The sequence below is a fragment of the Rugamonas sp. genome, assembly GCF_025354735.1.
GTDB lineage: Bacteria > Pseudomonadota > Gammaproteobacteria > Burkholderiales > Burkholderiaceae_D > Rugamonas.
On record NZ_JANXMI010000083.1, the window covers coordinates 1 to 16,191 of the forward strand.

Annotated in this window: 17 protein-coding genes, 2 tRNA genes and 2 pseudogenes; 7 read left to right on the plus strand and 14 right to left on the minus strand. The window is 62.7% G+C overall.

All coding sequences use genetic code 11. The features are described from left to right. The 4 genes and pseudogenes from Q0S71_RS07475 to Q0S71_RS07490 form a co-directional block, all read right to left on the minus strand. A pseudogene (locus tag Q0S71_RS07475) lies at nucleotides 1-214 on the minus strand (hypothetical protein); the annotation flags it as partial. A gap of 120 nt (nucleotides 215-334) precedes the next feature. Beyond that, the gene (locus Q0S71_RS07480; protein ID WP_295993631.1) at nucleotides 335-481 is read right to left on the minus strand and encodes a lmo0937 family membrane protein; all 147 of its coding nucleotides are present in this window, start codon (nucleotides 479-481) and stop codon (nucleotides 335-337) included. A gap of 173 nt (nucleotides 482-654) precedes the next feature. Continuing rightward, complete coding sequence (locus Q0S71_RS07485; protein ID WP_295993634.1) at nucleotides 655-861, minus strand: hypothetical protein; 207 nt, start codon at nucleotides 859-861, stop codon at nucleotides 655-657. A 172-nt stretch (nucleotides 862-1,033) separates the two neighbouring features. Next, on the minus strand, nucleotides 1,034-1,693 hold the full coding sequence (locus Q0S71_RS07490; protein ID WP_295993637.1) for a glycine zipper 2TM domain-containing protein: 660 nt from the start codon (nucleotides 1,691-1,693) through the stop codon (nucleotides 1,034-1,036). 365 nt (nucleotides 1,694-2,058) lie between these two features. Here Q0S71_RS07490 and Q0S71_RS07495 point away from each other — a divergent pair, with 365 nt between their 5' ends. Then, on the plus strand, nucleotides 2,059-2,814 hold the full coding sequence (locus tag Q0S71_RS07495) for a Crp/Fnr family transcriptional regulator (RefSeq protein ID WP_295993640.1): 756 nt from the start codon (nucleotides 2,059-2,061) through the stop codon (nucleotides 2,812-2,814). A gap of 151 nt (nucleotides 2,815-2,965) precedes the next feature. On the opposite strand, the gene Q0S71_RS07500 is transcribed toward Q0S71_RS07495, so the two are convergent. From Q0S71_RS07500 to Q0S71_RS07510, 3 genes are all read right to left on the minus strand, one after another. Beyond that, nucleotides 2,966-4,492 carry a rhomboid family intramembrane serine protease gene (locus Q0S71_RS07500; protein WP_295993642.1) on the minus strand — a complete coding sequence of 509 codons (1,527 nt, stop codon included), beginning with the start codon at nucleotides 4,490-4,492 and terminating at the stop codon, nucleotides 2,966-2,968. Between the two features lie 146 nt (nucleotides 4,493-4,638). Continuing rightward, nucleotides 4,639-6,258, minus strand: a complete 1,620-nt coding sequence (locus Q0S71_RS07505) for a methyl-accepting chemotaxis protein (protein WP_295993643.1) — start codon at nucleotides 6,256-6,258, stop codon at nucleotides 4,639-4,641. Next, nucleotides 6,251-6,505, minus strand: a complete 255-nt coding sequence (locus Q0S71_RS07510; protein WP_295993646.1) for a hypothetical protein — start codon at nucleotides 6,503-6,505, stop codon at nucleotides 6,251-6,253. The genes Q0S71_RS07505 and Q0S71_RS07510 overlap by 8 nt, the downstream gene beginning before the upstream one ends. A 144-nt stretch (nucleotides 6,506-6,649) precedes the next feature. Here Q0S71_RS07510 and Q0S71_RS07515 point away from each other — a divergent pair, with 144 nt between their 5' ends. After that, nucleotides 6,650-7,246 carry a MarC family protein gene (locus tag Q0S71_RS07515; protein WP_295993649.1) on the plus strand — a complete coding sequence of 199 codons (597 nt, stop codon included), beginning with the start codon at nucleotides 6,650-6,652 and terminating at the stop codon, nucleotides 7,244-7,246. A 35-nt stretch (nucleotides 7,247-7,281) separates the two neighbouring features. Here the strand turns inward: Q0S71_RS07515 and Q0S71_RS07520 are convergent, their stop codons facing one another. Continuing rightward, nucleotides 7,282-7,413, minus strand: a complete 132-nt coding sequence (locus Q0S71_RS07520) for a hypothetical protein (RefSeq protein ID WP_295993651.1) — start codon at nucleotides 7,411-7,413, stop codon at nucleotides 7,282-7,284. Between the two features lie 12 nt (nucleotides 7,414-7,425). Beyond that, entirely contained in the window at nucleotides 7,426-7,848 is a 423-nt protein-coding gene (locus Q0S71_RS07525) for a hypothetical protein (protein WP_295993653.1), read from the minus strand. Between the two features lie 179 nt (nucleotides 7,849-8,027). On the opposite strand from Q0S71_RS07525, the gene Q0S71_RS07530 reads away from it, so the two are divergent. Further along, nucleotides 8,028-8,327, plus strand: coding sequence for an autorepressor SdpR family transcription factor (locus tag Q0S71_RS07530; protein WP_295993656.1), 300 nt, complete (start codon nucleotides 8,028-8,030; stop codon nucleotides 8,325-8,327). 153 nt (nucleotides 8,328-8,480) lie between these two features. On the opposite strand, the gene uvrB is transcribed toward Q0S71_RS07530, so the two are convergent. Continuing rightward, nucleotides 8,481-10,562: an excinuclease ABC subunit UvrB gene (gene uvrB, locus Q0S71_RS07535; RefSeq protein WP_295993658.1), complete on the minus strand. Its 2,082-nt coding sequence runs from the start codon at nucleotides 10,560-10,562 to the stop codon at nucleotides 8,481-8,483. Between the two features lie 115 nt (nucleotides 10,563-10,677). Between uvrB and Q0S71_RS07540 the strand changes: the two genes are divergently transcribed. Further along, nucleotides 10,678-11,892 carry an amino acid aminotransferase gene (locus Q0S71_RS07540; protein ID WP_295993661.1) on the plus strand — a complete coding sequence of 405 codons (1,215 nt, stop codon included), beginning with the start codon at nucleotides 10,678-10,680 and terminating at the stop codon, nucleotides 11,890-11,892. A 119-nt stretch (nucleotides 11,893-12,011) separates the two neighbouring features. Then, a tRNA-Asn gene (locus Q0S71_RS07545) sits at nucleotides 12,012-12,087 on the plus strand. 140 nt (nucleotides 12,088-12,227) lie between these two features. Here the strand turns inward: Q0S71_RS07545 and Q0S71_RS07550 are convergent. The 3 genes from Q0S71_RS07550 to Q0S71_RS07560 all read right to left on the minus strand — a co-directional run bounded on the left by Q0S71_RS07550 (nucleotide 12,228) and on the right by Q0S71_RS07560 (nucleotide 14,554). Further along, nucleotides 12,228-13,115 carry an EthD domain-containing protein gene (locus Q0S71_RS07550; RefSeq protein ID WP_295993664.1) on the minus strand — a complete coding sequence of 296 codons (888 nt, stop codon included), beginning with the start codon at nucleotides 13,113-13,115 and terminating at the stop codon, nucleotides 12,228-12,230. 36 nt (nucleotides 13,116-13,151) lie between these two features. Continuing rightward, nucleotides 13,152-13,547, minus strand: a complete 396-nt coding sequence (locus Q0S71_RS07555) for a hypothetical protein (protein ID WP_295993667.1) — start codon at nucleotides 13,545-13,547, stop codon at nucleotides 13,152-13,154. 221 nt (nucleotides 13,548-13,768) lie between these two features. Beyond that, entirely contained in the window at nucleotides 13,769-14,554 is a 786-nt protein-coding gene (locus tag Q0S71_RS07560; protein ID WP_295993669.1) for an ABC transporter substrate-binding protein, read from the minus strand. Between the two features lie 636 nt (nucleotides 14,555-15,190). On the opposite strand from Q0S71_RS07560, the gene Q0S71_RS07565 reads away from it, so the two are divergent. Together Q0S71_RS07565 and Q0S71_RS07570 are read left to right on the plus strand one after the other, a co-directional pair. Beyond that, the gene (locus Q0S71_RS07565) at nucleotides 15,191-15,946 is read left to right on the plus strand and encodes an ABC transporter substrate-binding protein (RefSeq protein WP_295993671.1); all 756 of its coding nucleotides are present in this window, start codon (nucleotides 15,191-15,193) and stop codon (nucleotides 15,944-15,946) included. 3 nt (nucleotides 15,947-15,949) lie between these two features. Beyond that, a tRNA-OTHER gene (locus Q0S71_RS07570) sits at nucleotides 15,950-16,018 on the plus strand. A 67-nt stretch (nucleotides 16,019-16,085) separates the two neighbouring features. On the opposite strand, the pseudogene Q0S71_RS07575 reads toward Q0S71_RS07570, so the two are convergent. Continuing rightward, nucleotides 16,086-16,191: pseudogene (locus Q0S71_RS07575) on the minus strand (IS3 family transposase); the annotation flags it as partial.

A 16,191-nucleotide genomic window follows, 5' to 3' on the forward strand; every position in this document is an offset into this window, starting at 1 on the left:
CGCCACCGCCGCCGCCGGTGGACGCGCCCAGCAGCGCGCCCAGGCCGGCGCCGACGCCGGCCCCGGTGGCGGTGCCGCGCTCCGTCGGCGACATGTCGGCGCAGCCGGACAGGGCGGTGCCGCCCAGCGCGGCGGCCAGCAGCAGGGCGACGGCGCTGGCGCGGGTGTTGCCGCGGGTGCTGGGGATCGTGTGTACGTGGCGCGATGTCATCATGGCGTAACTCCTGTGATTGGGGGAAGGATGGGGCAGCCGGCACGGCACTGCGCGACCTTAGAACGGACAACGGCGCGGCACCGTTGACGGGGCCGCGCCGTTGCGTTGACGTGCGGGATGCTAAATACCGCGTCCGCTGATCAGGCGCAACAGTATCATGATGACTGCGACGACCAGCAGGATGTGGATGAAGCCGCCCAGGGTGTACGAAGTCACCAAGCCGAGCAACCAGAGGATAACCAGTACGACTGCGATGGTATAGAGCATGATAAAGTCCCTTGTAAAGTTGTTGTATGCGATGTCCGGTCCGATGACATCGACGGCGATTTCGATCGGCCTGCCGTGCCAGCCAGCGGTGTCGACATCATGGAATCAAGTATGCCCGCTCGGTCGTTCAAGTTCTGTACGCTGCCGTACACACAACTTATTTCCTGTATTTATTAATCATGTTGCAAGGACGCCGGCCGCAACCAGTTCAGCGCGCCCAGCAGGCCGGCCACGCCGGCCAGACAGGCCAGCAGGCCGGTCGTCAACAACAGCGTCACCATCAAGTCGGGCAGCTGGTCGTCGTTGACGACGCCATAGCCCAGACGCGTCACCAACATGCCGGCCAGCAGCAGCCAGCCCCAGATCAGATTGCGATTCATACAGCCTCCCTCAGCATCGCGCCGGAAGTCGCGGCGTGCATGAATTGTCAGGCTGGCACCGGTTTAATTCTGTTCGCTGGCTCACATAAGCCGACGCCATCGCGCCGGGACCGTGGCGGGCAAAAAAAATCCCCGCCGGCGAGGGCGGGGACGAGGTCAGGCCATCGACGTGTTAGCCGTTGGCGCGGATGTCGCCGTTGACGATGCGCACCGCGTCGCCCGAGCGCCATTCCGGCGCCGTCGTGCGGTGCAGCGTGCGGTGACTGCCGTCTTCCATGCGCACCGTGATTTCATAGCTGTGATGCGCATTCATATTGCCCTCGACCTGGTTGCCGGCGACGGCGCCGCCGATGGCGCCGGCCACCGTGGCCAGCTGACGGCCGTGGCCGCTGCCCACCTGGTTGCCCAGCAGTCCGCCGAGGATGGCGCCGCCGGCCGCGCCGGCGCCGCTACCCTGGCCGCGGGTGGTGATTTCGCGCACCGATGTCACCACGCCGCAGCTGTGGCAGACGGCGGCGACGCGCGATGGCTGGCTGTCCTGCGGCTGCATCGGGACGTTGTTGCCGGATGCGGTGGACTGGCCGGAGGCCGGCGCCGTCTGCGACAGCGCGGCGGAGGCGGCCGGCGCGGCCGTGTTGGCGTCGACCGCCGCGTTGCCGGTGCCGGCCTGGTCGGTCGTCACGGCAACGCCGCTGTGGTTGCCGCCTATCGACGACGGCAGCCAGCCCATGATGGCGGCCGTGCCGACGCCGCAGAACAGCACGATGGCGACGGCCGCGATAATCAGGATGGGGTGCGGCGCACTGCGGCCGGATGGGCTGATGGTGTTCATGGTGATTCCTTTGTGTGGTGATGGACTGGTGGATGTATCGATTTGTGATGGCTCTTTGCCGGGGCCGCGCCTTGTCACGCTGGCGATGGCGTGGCATACACACTGTGCCGACACCGCGCCGCGACCGTTGAACGCATCTTGCCCGCATTGGTCCGCCCGTTCCGTGCGTCACCGTACATACGTGCCAAATGATTGCCGCTACGCTCAAACCCACGCTGATTCTGTGCCCACCAACATTTAACGGTCGCCGCGGCGGCGCGTCCACGCGGCGCGCCGCCATCGGCCGGGAAGGTTTACCGCTCCATGTTTGCGACCATGCACGATGTACCTTGCCGTCCCTCCGGCTCCCATAGCGGGAGACGGCGATGAGTGTCTCCTTCGACACCGGCCACGCCGGCGCCGGCCCGGTGGCGGCGCGCGGCGATTTCAGCAATCGTTTGCTGGGCAGCCTGTCCGACGACGACCTGCGCCACCTGTCCGGCTTGTGCGAGACGGTGCAGGTCGACGTCGGCGACGTGCTGTACGAGCCGGGCCAGGTCATACGCCACATTTATTTCCCGGCCGACTGCCTGATTTCGCTGCTGGCCGTTGCCGAGGGCCGCATGACGCTGGAGGTCGGTTCGGTCGGTTGCGAAGGCATGATAGGCGCGTCCGTCGCGCTCGGCCACCAGCTGGCCCAGGTGCGCGCCGTCGTGCAGCGGGCCGGCCTGGCCACGCGCATCGACAGCGAGGATTTCTGCGCCGAGTTCATCCGGATGGAGTCGCTGCGGCGCCTGCTCTACCGCTATACCGACACGCTGCTGGCGCAAGCCATCCAGATCGCCGTGTGCAGCCGCTTCCACGTGCTCGAGGCGCGCCTGGCCCGTTCGCTGCTCATCACGCGCGACCGTCTGCAATCGGGCAAGTTCCACCTGACCCACGAATTCCTGGCCCACGCGCTCGGCGTGCGGCGGGTCGGCGTGACCAAGGCCGCCAGCGCGCTGCAACAGCAAAAGCTCATCAGCTACAGCCGCGGCAATATCGAAATCCTCGATTCGGCCGGACTGGAAGCCGTGTCCTGCCGCTGTTACGAACTGGTGCGCGACAACGGCGCCATCGGCATTTCCCACGTCTTCCTGTAAGCCGTTGCGGCCCGTCCGCGCGGCGGCGCGGACCATAAAAAAGCGGCCCACAAAAAAGCCAACGATAAAAAAGCGGACCATAAAAAAGCGGACCACGCATGATCGCCCTTTTTTTACGTCTATATGATTTATACGATATAAACCGTATAAATCATTTGGCGGACAATTTCTGTATCGTGGCGATTTCGCGCTGGGCGTCCAGCGTCAGCTGGTTGGACTGCTCGATCAGCCGCGTGTCGTGGCGGCGCACGCCCTGCGCGATCAGCAGGCTGGCGCGGCGGCGGTCGTCCAGGTAGCGCAGCAGGGTTTGCCGCAAGGGGTAATCGGCGGCCTTCGGGTTCAGCGTCGCATCTTGTACCGATCGGTACAATCGCTCCCACTGCGGCACCACTTTCTGCTCCATCGCGTCGGCCAGTTCGGCGTCGCTGATGGTGTGCTTCCTGGCCTTGCCCAGCCACGCGCTGGCGTCGGCGCTGGCCAGTTGCTCCTGCTGCGGCAGCGCGTGCAGCACGGCGCGGAAGCTGCGCTGCTGCACGATATCGAGGCCGGGGTGCCACAGCGGATAGGCCAGCAGAGCCAGTAACAGCAGGCAGCCCGGCACCGGTGCCACCATGCGGGCGGCGCCGGCGCGCGCGCGTTGCGCCAGGTCGAGCGGGCGCGCCAGTAGGAAGCCGAAGGCCAGTCCGCCGAGCAGGCCGCCGAGGTGGGCGCCGTTGTCGATGCCGGTCTGGGTGTAGCCGTTAATCAGGTTGAAGCCGATGAAGAACAGGGTGCTGTTGCGGTGTTCGTTGACGATGGCCGGCGGCACCGCGCTGCCCGGCTTGAGGATGAAGGCCAGCAGGCCGCCGAACACGCCGAAGATGGCGCCCGAGGCGCCCACGCTATTGTTCATCGGATGCCACAAGATGCTGACCATGCTGCCGCTGAGGCCCGAGAACAGATAGAGCAGGGCGAAGTGGACGCTGCCGTACATGCGTTCGACCATGCGGCCGGACTGGTACAGGGCCAGCATGTTCAGGCCCACGTGCAGCAGGCCGGAATGGATGAACATCGACGTGAACAAACGCCACCACTGGCCGTCCACCGTCAGCGGGCCGAAATTGGAACCCCAGCGGATCGCCGCGTCGCCGTCCGACGCCGACAGCAGGCCGGCGCCGTCGAAGCCCATCAGCACGAACACGATCAGGTTGACCGCCACCAGCGCCAGCGTGACCGGCGCGCCGCTGCCGAGCTGCTTGAGGCGGCCGTGGAAGTCGAGCCGTTCGACCTGCTCCTGCAGGAACGCTTCGGTGTAGCGCTGCGGCAGCGCCTGGAGGATGGCGCGGCCGGCGCGCGGGTCCGGCACGGCGAAGCCGACCTGGCGCGCCGGCGCGCCATCGGCCGCGCGCACCGTGAAGTGCAGGGTTGTTCCGCTCAGATAAGCGTCGCAGATGTCGGCCAGGCGGATGTTGTGCCGTTCCGGCACGCCGCTGCGCAAGGTGCGGTGGCGGGTGCCGGCGATGGTCAGCGTGTCGGCTGCGGGCCCGTGGCCGAACTCGATGGTGCCGGCTCCGTGCAGTGAAAAGCTGTTGCTTGCGCGGCGCCACGCCGTGATCCCGCTCATGAAGGTCACCGCGTGGCTGTCGCCGCCGGGGCCCGGATTTACGTGGCTGGCTAAATCCGATTCTGTCATGTGCATGGGCTGTCCTGTGATTCCGATGGAGGGCCGCCGGAAAACATCGAACTTGTTTTTCTGGCAGCGCGGCGCACAGAATACCGCCTTGGCGGCCGCGCGTCCAGCGTTGCCGGAGAGCCTATACTCCGGTCGCGCGCCTGCGCCGCGCCCTAGCCGCGCGCCAGGCGCAGCGCGTGCTGCGCGCGGCCGGCCGGCTGGGCGGCGCGCTCGGAACGCAAGTCGTTCTTGTCGAGCTTGAAGGTGCTGACCATGTGTTCCAGCGCGCTGGCCTGGTCTTGCAGCGAGGCCGCCGCCGCCGCCGCTTGCTCGACCAGCGCCGCGTTCTGCTGCGTCACTTCATCCATCGTCGCGATGGCCTGGTTGATCTGGTCGATGCCGGAACTCTGCTCCTGGCCGGCGGCCATGATCTCGGACATGATGTCGGTCACGCGCGCCACGCTGGTGACGATGTCGTCCATCGTCACGCCGGCCTTGTCGACCAGTTGCGCGCCGGCGTCGACGCTGGCGACGGAGGCGGCGATCAATTCCTTGATTTCCTTGGCGGCGGCGGCCGAGCGGTGCGCCAGGTTGCGCACTTCGGTGGCGACGACGGCGAAGCCGCGGCCCTGCTCGCCGGCGCGGGCCGCTTCGACGGCCGCGTTCAGCGCCAGGATGTTGGTCTGGAAGGCGATGCCGTCGATGACGCCGATGATGTCGACGATGCGCTTGGACGAGTCGTTGATGGCGCCCATGGTGTCGACCACCTGGGCCACCAGCGCGCCGCCCTTGACGGCCACTTCGGAGGCGTTCATGGCCAGCTGGTTGGCCTGGCGCGCGTTGTCGGCGTTCTGGCGCACGGTCGACGTCATTTCCTCGAGCGAGGAGGCGGTTTCTTCGAGGCTGCTGGCCTGGTGTTCGGTGCGGCGCGACAGGTCCAGGTTGCCGGCCGCGATTTCCTCGCTGGCGGTGGCGATGGAGTTGCTGCCGTCGCGCACGCTGCGCACGGTGAGCGACAGCTTGTCCTGCATCTTCGCCAGGCCGGTCAGCAAGCGGCCCATTTCATCGTTGCGCTCGGCGGCGATGTGGTTGGACAGATTGCCTTCGGCCATGGCGTCGAAGTGGCCCAGGGCCTGGGCCAGCGGGCCCATGATGGCGCGCAGCAGCGCCACGCTGGAACCGAGTATCAGGGCCGCGCCGACGATGACGGCGGCCAGCGCGCAGTTGAACAGCTGGTCGTACAGGGACTGGCTGGCGTCGTAATTGGCCTTGGCGCTTTGCATCTGGTTCGCCTCGAGCTTTTCGGCGGCGCCGTTCATGGTGCCGTACAGCGCGGTCAGCTTCTTCATCGCCATCGTGTCGATCTGTTCGGCGTTCTTGTCGCGCACGGCCTTGCCCAGCGCCAGCAAGCCGTCGTTGATGTAGGCGGCGCGCTTGCTGTCGAGGTCGAGCGCCAGCTGGTGTTCTTCCGGCGACTGCGGCAGCGCCTGGTAGGCACGCCAGTATTTGTCCGAGTCGGCGATGAAGCCGGCGGCCCGTTCCAGGGTCTTCTCGATGCCGCTGTCTTCCGGGTGGAACACGCCGCGGTCGAAGGTGAAGCGGGCGCGGTCCAGGGAATTCTTGGCGCTGGCCAGGGCCTCGGTCGACGCCAGCTGGTTGGCATAGACATCGCGGAGCGAGGCGTTGATGGTGCGCATGCCGAATATGCCCATCAGGCCGATCGCGACGATCAGCAGGCCCAGCAGTGTCATGGTCGCGACCAGGCGCGTGCGGATAGTCAGATGCTTAAACATGGTGTGGTCCATTATTAATGAAGAACGCGTGCAAAACCGGGCGATTGCTGAGGCCCGTCGTGATGTCGGTTGTTGCGGCGTTCTTCTTTAAACCACAAGATGTACGCGAGGGAATTGCGGGGAAGGCGATGTTGCGCGACTGCGTGCCGCACGGCATTGTCGAGGCTGTGCGGAATAATTCCAAACCGAGGCCGAACAATATAACACATAAATTGCTTCCCGGCAATTGATTGATGTGGGCGATCATGGACGGAGTGTTTTTACGGCCAGGTCGCCATCGCCGCCGCGATCGAACCGGGCTGGCTGGCCGCGGTCGACTCAGCCGCTGGAGTTTGCCGTATAGTATTATCCGAGTCACACCATTTTACGCCCACCGTCGCCGTTCCCGCCCATGACCCAAAATTTTTTCCAGACGTTTATCTTGCTGTTGCTGGTGACCGATCCTTTCGGCAACGTGCCGCTGTTCGCCAGCGTGCTCAACCCGGTGGCGCCGGCGCGCCGTTCGCGCATCGTGATCCGCGAATGCGCGATCGCCTTCGTGCTGCTGCTGGTGTTCATGTTTTTCGGCCGCCACTTTTTATCGGCGCTGCAATTGTCGGAAGTGTCGCTGCGCATAGGCGGCAGCGTGATCCTGCTGCTGATCGCGATCCGCATGATCTTTCCCCATCCCGATGGCGTGCTCGGCCGCACCGAAGGCGGCGAACCGTTCATCGTGCCGCTGGCGATCCCGGCGCTGGCCGGCCCGTCGGCGCTGGCGACGGTGCTGCTGTTTTCGCGCGAGAGCACCGGCGAAGTGCTGGTGCACGTGGCCGCGCTGGCGGCCGTGGGCGTCGTCTGGCTGGCCGTGTTCCTCGGCGCCGAACGCCTGCAGAACGCGCTCGGCCCGCAAGTGATGACGGCCTTCGAGCGGTTGATGGGTTTGATTTTGACGGCGATGTCGATCGAGATGCTGCTGGGCGGGATACGCGAGTTCGTCAAGTCGCTGTGATGATGCTGCTGATTTGTAGGACTTATTTGTTGAATTTATTTACTGAGGTAGTAGCCGAGCATGCCTATGCAAAACGACAATAAGCCGCCGACGCCGCATATCACCGAAATCGAGAAGTTGGCGTGGTCCGGGTCCTTGAATTGCTCTTTGATCCAGTCGGTATTCATGATGACCTCCTGCTATCCATGATTTTTCAATGTGTAGTGTACTACCGCATATAAAACGGCGGCAAGCAGGCTCAGCATTACGGAGGCCAGGAAGCAGGCGAAATGTTTGACCAGGCTGACGCCAGGCGGCGGCGTTGGCGATTTTGGGAATGCCGAGCCGAGCGCTGCAATCATCGCGGAAAAAACCAGGCTCACAGTCAGCACACCCGCCATCCAGCCCGTACTGGCGGCGGTAATGGTCATTCCTTCGCTGCCCGATGAGAATATCTCATAGAGACCTGACGCTGAAAATCCCAGCGCTCCCCAACACAATTGGCCATCCTTGAACGGCGCTATCAGAGGCAAGGGGTTAGGCTGCGGGAATAATTTAAAAACCAATAGCGCCAGCAGTGGCGCGACCAGCGGCAGCAATATGGTGATGAGTAACCAGCCCATGTTCGGCGCGTCCGGATGTGACGGTATATCGACCTTGCACTCTACTCGACCCGCAGCGCGGCCCGCCTGATGTTGCTCAGCTAATCGGCATTTGAAAAGACGTGACTTGCTCCGCCGGGCGGCCTATATTTAGGTAACTGTCTAATTAGATGTTCACCTTAATAGACGTCCACCTAAATATGATCGATGACAATGCCGTCTTTAAAGCGATGGCCGATCCGACGCGGCGCGAAATCCTGCGCCTGCTGCGTCACGGCGAGATGACGGCCGGCGACCTGGCCGGCCATTTCGACATGAGCAAGCCGTCGATGTCGCACCACTTTTCGGTGCTCAAGGAAGCCGATCTGATTATCGGCCGGCGCGACGGTCAGACCATCTGGTACGGCCTTGACACAACCGTTCTGGAAGACGTGGTGGCATGGGTGATGGACCTCGCGGCGCCGCGGCCGGCGCCGCGCAAAAAAAGGAGGAAGGCATGAGCAAGCGCTATATCGCACGGCGCCTTCGTCAACGTTGGCAAGGCGCCGCGCTGACAGAGATCGCGCTGAAGTAGGTCACGCTGAAGGAAGCCGCGCCGGAACAAGCCGCGCCGACGGCGACCATCGCCGCGCGCCCCGGCGGCATCGCGGTGGCTACGCCGTCAGCACATTGTCCGCGCCCGGTGCGCCGAACAGTTGCTGCTTGAGCAGATGCAGCTGGTCGCGCACCTGCGCCGCTTTCTCGAATTCGAGATTCTTGGCGTGGTCTATCATCTGCTTTTCGAGGCGCTTGATCTCTTTGCTGATCTGCTTCTCGCTCATGGTTTCGTACTTGGCCTGCTCCTGCGCCGCCTGCAGATCCTCGCGCGCGTCCTGCGGGCTGTAGACGCCGTCGATCATGTCGCGGATCGCCTTGTTGATGCCGACCGGCGTGATGCCGTTGGCCAGGTTGAAGGCGATCTGCTTGTTGCGCCGGCGCTCGGTCTCGTCGATCGCGCGCCGCATCGAATCGGTGACGCGGTCGCCGTACAGGATGGCGACGCCGTTCAGGTTGCGCGCGGCGCGGCCTATGGTCTGGATCAGCGAACGCTCCGAGCGCAGGAAACCTTCCTTGTCGGCGTCGAGGATGGCCACCAGCGACACCTCGGGCAAGTCCAGGCCCTCGCGCAGCAGGTTGATCCCGACCAGCACGTCGAAGGTGCCGAGCCGCAGGTCGCGCAGGATCTCGACCCGTTCGACGGTCTCGATATCGCTGTGCAGGTAGCGCACCTTGATGCCGTGGTCGCCCAGGTATTCGGTCAGCTGTTCCGACATGCGCTTGGTCAGCGTCGTCACCAGCACGCGTTCGTTCTTGGCGATGCGGTCCTGGATTTCGGACATCAGGTCGTCGACCTGGGTGCTGGCCGGCCGCACGATGATGAGCGGGTCGACCAGTCCGGTGGGCCGCACCACCTGCTCGACCACCTGGTCGGCATGGGTTTTTTCGTAGTCGGCCGGCGTGGCCGAGACGAACACGGTCTGGCGCATCTTCTGCTGGAATTCCTCGAACTTGAGCGGCCGGTTGTCGAGCGCCGACGGCAGGCGGAAGCCGTAGTCGACCAGATTGGTCTTGCGCGAACGGTCGCCGTTGTACATGGCGCTGAGCTGGCCGACCAGCACGTGCGACTCGTCGAGGAACATCAGCGCGTCCGTCGGCAGATAGTCGATCAGCGTCGGCGGCGGCTCGCCGGGCAGGGCGCCGCTCAGGTGGCGCGAATAGTTTTCGATGCCCTTGGTGAAGCCGATTTCGGCCATCATCTCCAGGTCGAAGCGGGTGCGCTGCTCGATGCGCTGCTCTTCGATCAGCTTGGACTCGTTGCGGAAGAAGTCGAGGCGCTCGCGCAGCTCGACCTTGATGGTCTCGATGGCGCGCAGCACGGTGGCGCGCGGCGTCACGTAGTGCGAGCCGGGATAGACGGTGAAGCGCGGGATTTTCTGGCGCACGCGCCCGGTCAGCGGGTCGAACAGCTGGATCGATTCGAGTTCGTCGTCGAACAATTCGAGCCGCACCGCCAGCTCCGCATGCTCGGCCGGGAAGATGTCGATGGTGTCGCCGCGCACGCGGAAGGTGCCGCGGCCGAAATCGACTTCGTTGCGCGTGTACTGCATCTGGATCAGGCGCGCGATGATGTCGCGCTGGGCCACGCGGTCCTTCTGGCGCAGCGTCAGAATCATCTGGTGGTATTCGCTGGGATTGCCGATGCCGTAGATGGCCGACACGGTGGCGACGATGACGACGTCGCGCCGCTCCATCAGCGACTTGGTGCAGGACAGGCGCATCTGCTCGATATGCTCGTTGATCGACGAGTCCTTTTCGATGAACAGGTCGCGCTGCGGCACGTAGGCTTCCGGCTGATAATAGTCGTAGTAGCTGACGAAGTATTCGACGGCGTTCTCGGGGAAGAATTCGCGGAACTCGGCGTACAGCTGCGCGGCCAGGGTCTTGTTCGGCGCGAAGATGATGGCCGGCCGGCCCATGCGCGCGATGACGTTGGCCATCGTGTAGGTCTTGCCGGAGCCGGTCACGCCGAGCAGGGTCTGGAAGGACAGGCCGTCCGTGATGCCTTCGCACAGCTGCTCGATGGCGGTCGGCTGGTCGCCGGCGGGCGCGAAGGGCTGGTGCAGCTTGAACGGCGAGCCGGGATAGGTGACGACATTGGCCGTCGTTGCGGGTTGTACTATCTGTAATTGCGCCATGTGGTCCGACCTTTGTTAGAATAATGGCCTGCCAGCGGCCTTGGAGCGTTATGCAAGGGCGCTGACTATGTCGTTTATCCGCTGCGAACCGCCTTCAATCGAATTCAATCTTATCATGACGAACCCTTCCGTTTCTGCCAGCCTGTTCAGCGCCATCGACATGGCCCCCCGCGACCCTATCCTGGGCATCACCGAAGCCTTTAACGCGGACCAGAATCCGGCGAAAATCAATTTGGGCGTCGGCGTTTATTATGACGACAACGGCAAAGTGCCTCTGTTAGCCTGCGTACAAAAGGCCGAAGCGCTGATGATCGCGCAGACCGCGCCGCGCGGCTACCTGCCCATCGACGGCCTGGCCATCTACGACAAGGCGGTGCAGGAGCTGGTCTTCGGCGCCGACAGCGCCGTGGTGCAAGAGAAACGCGCCGTCACCGTGCAAGCCATAGGCGGCACCGGCGCGCTGAAGGTCGGCGCCGACTTCCTGCAACGCTTCGCGCCGGACGCGCAAGTCTATATCAGCGACCCGAGCTGGGAAAACCACCGCGCGCTGTTCGAGAGCGCCGGTTTCGTCGTCAACAACTACGCTTACTTCGACGCCGCCAGCCACGGCGTCAACTTCGCCGGCATGCTGGCCGACCTGAAAGCCATGCCGCGCGGCTCCATCGTCGTGCTGCACGCCTGCTGCCACAACCCGACCGGCGCCGACCTGAGCACGGCCCAGTGGGATGAGGTCATCGCCGCCGTCGTCGCGCGCGGCCTGGTGCCCTTCCTCGACATGGCTTACCAGGGCTTCGCGGCCGGCATCGCCGAAGACGGCGCCGTGGTGCGCCGCTTCGCCGACGCCGGCGGTCCGCTGCTGGTGTCGAACTCGTTCTCGAAGTCGTTCTCGCTGTACGGCGAGCGCGTCGGCGCCCTGAGCGTGGTGGCCGCCAGCGCCGAGGAGGCGGCGCGTTTGCTGTCGCAACTCAAGCGCGTGGTGCGCACCAACTACTCGAACCCGCCGGTCCATGGCGGCAAGGTGGTGGCCACCGTGCTGACCACGCCGGAACTGCGCCAGCTGTGGGAAGAGGAGCTGGCCGGCATGCGCGTGCGCATCAAGCAGATGCGCGAAGACTTCGTCGCCAAGCTGAAAGAAAAGGCGCCGTCGCACGATTTCGCCTTCGTGCGCGAGCAGATCGGCATGTTCTCGTACTCGGGCCTGAGCAAGACCCAGGTGGAATCGCTGCGCGCGCAGTCCATCTATGCGCTCGACACGGGCCGGATCTGCGTCGCCGCCCTCAATTCCCGCAATATCGATATCGTCATTGACGCTATCGCCAAAGTCCTTTAAAATGTTGCTTCTTCGGATGCGTCGAAAGATGCGTCCGATGGGCAACAGGAATACCGGATAAGTTGTGCTGTCAGAAACCTTGATAGTGTAAGCGAAACAGGTTAAAATGTTGCCTCTAATCCCTGATAGCTCAGTTGGTAGAGCGACGGACTGTTAATCCGCAGGTCCCTGGTTCGAGTCCAGGTCGGGGAGCCAGAATACGCAGTATGCAAAAAGCCCAGCTTTCAAAGCTGGGCTTTTTGCATTGCGGCGTCACCTTGAGTGATGAGTGGGTGATGAATCCAACCAGCGCTCCGGGTGGGGAGCGCTTGGACCGCGCGCGGCGGCGGCATCGCTTATCGGGGAGTGAATATGGATATCACCTTCTCGTCGAGCTGATTGACCGCGCCCAGGTCCGTGATGAGTTCCGCGGGACGGCTGCCGCGCAAGCCCGCCACCGTCGGCAGGCCGTCGCGGACGAAGGTGTAATACCCCGTGACGAGATACACGCCGATGGCGTTGATGTGTTGCGCCTGTTCGGCCAGCATTTTCTGGAACAGCGGCGAGGCGAACAGCGACTTCGCCGCCAGGGGGCTGGTGAAGGCGATTTCCGCGACCGCCAGGTTCAGCCTGTCCGGCCCGACCGTGTGCTCGACATTCGGCGACGGTGGGGCGGGCTGGTCATTGTTGTAGGCGTCGGGCAGATGCAGTTTCCACTTGACCACCGAATCGTGTTTTGCCAGCGCGGTGTGCGTTTCCGTCAGCCATGTCGTGGTGTCCTGCCCGGGTTCGCGGCTCAGGTAGAGATGGATGCGATGAAAGGGATCGGCGCCGTTGCGGGCCGGATTTTCATCCCTGTCGACGAGCGTGATCGAACCGTTGGGCAGATAGTAGGCGACGGCTTCGCCAATGAAATTGGCCTCGTCGGCATACAGAATCTTGCCCGCCTCGCCGAACAAGGCTTGCTCCTCGAGATTCGCAAAGCCCAACTCCGCCGACCCGTCCAGCTTCGCTTCGATCCGGCCCATGCCGTCGGCGACAGGCCAGAAGTTTGCATGGTGGTCTCTATCGAAGTGCTGTTGAACGTAAAAATTGAGTCCCGGCAGGCGTGAGCAAAGAGTCGAGTGCACGTCGCGCCAGTAATTGGCGAACAAGGCGTGCGGCAGGCCATCGCGCCGTCTCACGGAAGCGTAAATATTGTGTTTGACGGCCAGGTCGCGGGCGGAAAAATCGGTGTGGTCCATATCAATTCCTTGGTTGTGTGGGCGCCGGGAACAGCGCTACGCGATTTGATCCAGCAACACCTTCGGATCGAAATAGGCGACCAACAGCCGCTTCGCCTGGCCATTCTCGACGTCCCAATGCTCCGAAATCAAAATCGATTCCTGGGTGTTCTGCACGCCGATCCGGATCAGGGCCACGACATGTTCGCCCTGTACGGTCAGGCTTTCGTATGACACTTTCGTGAAGTCGAGCGTCTGCGCCACTTGGGGCAGAATCGACACATAGCCGGCCTTGTCGTATTGGCCGCCCCAGGGCAGATAATCGGGAACGAATAAAATGAAGTCCTCGGCCAAATATGGTTCGAAGTCGACGATGCGGCCTTCGGAGGCGCCTTGGTAAAACGTTTTGACGACCCTCAGCGCTTCGGCTTCTTTGGTGGCGGTATCGTTCATGGTGACAGGTCCCCTGGGTGTGGAGTGTCGGCGGCCGCCAGGATGCGGTCGCTCGTGCCGTGGTTCATTTTCATCGCCGGCTCCTAAAATTATCAACGGTAAACAGCCATGTTACGGCTGTTAAGATGCCCATGGCAACTGACCTTTTAGGCGATTGTTCGTCCGCCCGGGCGTGATACTATTTTCCGCTGGCTAGCGTTGTTGCTACGGCGGCGGGCAGGCTAGCGCAGGCCGTAAGCGGCGCGGATGGTCTTGAGGACGCCCTGTTTTTCGAGCCGGGCGGTGGCCGCGTCGAGCTGTTTGACGTCGTGTTCGCTGACGCTGGCCTTGCTGAACATCATGTGCACAGGCGCGTCGATGACGGTGAAGGGCAGCGCCTCGATGGCCACGCCTTCCTTCCTGGCGGCCGCGAACATCGCGCCGGTGTCGCTCATCATCAGCTTGCCCCGGCCGGCGGCCAGCATGCGGATGCCCTGGTCGAAATAAGTGAATTCGACGGCCAGGTTGGCGTCGCGCAAGGCGGGCAGGGCGCTGGCGTAATCGTCGCCGTACCAGCCGGCGTTGGGCACCAGCAGGCGTACGCCGCGCCGGCGCAGCGCGGCGAAGGCGCGGATGTCGCGGTAGCCGCCGACCTTGCCGGCCAGCCCCACCAGCGACACCGATTCATGCCGATACGCCAGGCCGAAATAGTTGGCGCGGCGCCGCTCTTCCGATTCCGACGCGGCCAGCAAGACGTCGGTCTCGCCGCTGCTGACCATGTCGACCATGCGCTTGGGCGCCACCAGCGGGGCGAATGTATAGGTGCAACCGGCCGCCTTGAAGATGGCCTGCATCAACTCCACGTCCAGCCCCGACCATTTCCCCGCCGGGTCCCGGTAGATGTAGGGCGCGTAGTCGCTGGAGGATATGGACAGGGTCTTGTCGCAGCCGGCGCTGGCCGGGACGCTGACGGCGCCGAACAGAATGGCGGCGCAAGCGCATAGCGTGGTGGAGCGACGAGCAGGCATGGAAAAGGACGTGGTATAGGAAAAGTTCCCCGATCGTACCATCGAATGCATGCATGCGGGCCGCGGTTCAGGTGGCGTGGCCGGCGCTCGCCGCATGGCGCGCGGTTTCGGCGGATAGGTGGAATATTTGTTTTGGAGTCGCCAATTTCCAAATCGGCGGCTGTAGTGCGGCACTCTTGACTGATTTTTCGCGCATAGTAGGCGCGTGACACTGGATCGCGCAGCGCGGCGAGCGCGTCTCGAATTTTTTTAGGTTTTGATGTGAAGCACTTTTTAGGTTTTGGTGTTAATTGGCCTGCAGCCCACGATTGCCCACGGCATGAACCTAGTTCCAAGCGGAGCGTGGCGGTTCAATGCTCAGGTTGCGGTCAGGTTTCACCATGCTGTAATTTCAAAAATCACGGCTTACAAGTGAGGCCTCTGCGAGGCAAGACATGGTGATAATAGTTGCGCTATAGTGAACGATATGTCCGGGACAATCCGTGGTCCGCGAATTGCCATAGGCAGGCATGTGTCAACCATCAAAGCTCACTGTTTGCTCGAAGCTTGAATCGACGTGCAAGCACAATTTCGCGCTGTGATCGAGGTCGTGTCCACTCAGCAGCCTCCCTTTCATTTGATTTTTAGGCAAACAATATGCGCAGCGTCGACGGCTTTTTCCTTGTAGGCGCATGGTTGGCGTTCTTGGGCAATGCCGATGCCGGGGAATTGCAAGTGCTGACTACTGAAGTTCCCCCTATGGCCTTCGTCAGGGATGGAAAATTGCAAGGATTCTGTGTGGATATCGTGGAGGAGATCCAACACCGTCTAGGCCAGTCTTCGCACATCGCTGTCATGCCTTGGGCGCGCGCCTACCATAAGGCACAGATTGAATCGAATACCATGCTTGTCTGTCCAAAGCGCACAGCCGAGCGTGAGACGCAGTTTCAATGGGTGGGTCCCTTGCTATCCACACATACGAACATTTACGCCAAAGCCGGGGCAATTGCGAAACTCGCTTCGCTGGATCAAGCCAAGCGCCTATCCAGCATATTGGTGGTCCGGGCGTCGTATTCTTATCAAAATCTTGCCGGGGGCGGATTTCACAACCTCTACGAGGTCAATAATGCGGCCAGCATGGTGCGTATGCTGATGGCGGACAGGGCGCCTGCGATGATGTTGGAGCGGCAAGAGTTGGATGAGGTATTAATTGATGCCGGCATCGCCCCGCAGGCACTTAATTCGATCTTTGAGATGCCGTCCCCAACCAGCAATCTGGCTTTTTCCAGCGACATTGCCCCGCAGATTGTCAGGCAGTGGCAGGCGGCGTTGGACGCGATAAAAAAAGACGGCAGCTATAACAAGCTACACGATAAATGGTTCCCGCCGCAAACTCATGGACGACGCCATTGATGTCGCTCGATAGCTGGGATTGCCGAGCTGTTAATTCGCAGGTCCCTGGTTCGAGTCCGGGTCGGGGAGCCAGAATACGCGGTAAAAAAGGGTTACATGAAAAATGAACTGACCCCGTAAAGTTGGACGGTTAAGTTTGTTAGGTAGCCAAGGGCTGGGTTCTGTATTGCACGGACTCAGCCCTTTTAGTTTCATCTTGATGCGGTCGTGATTGTAATATCGGATGTACTTCTTGATGCCAGCTT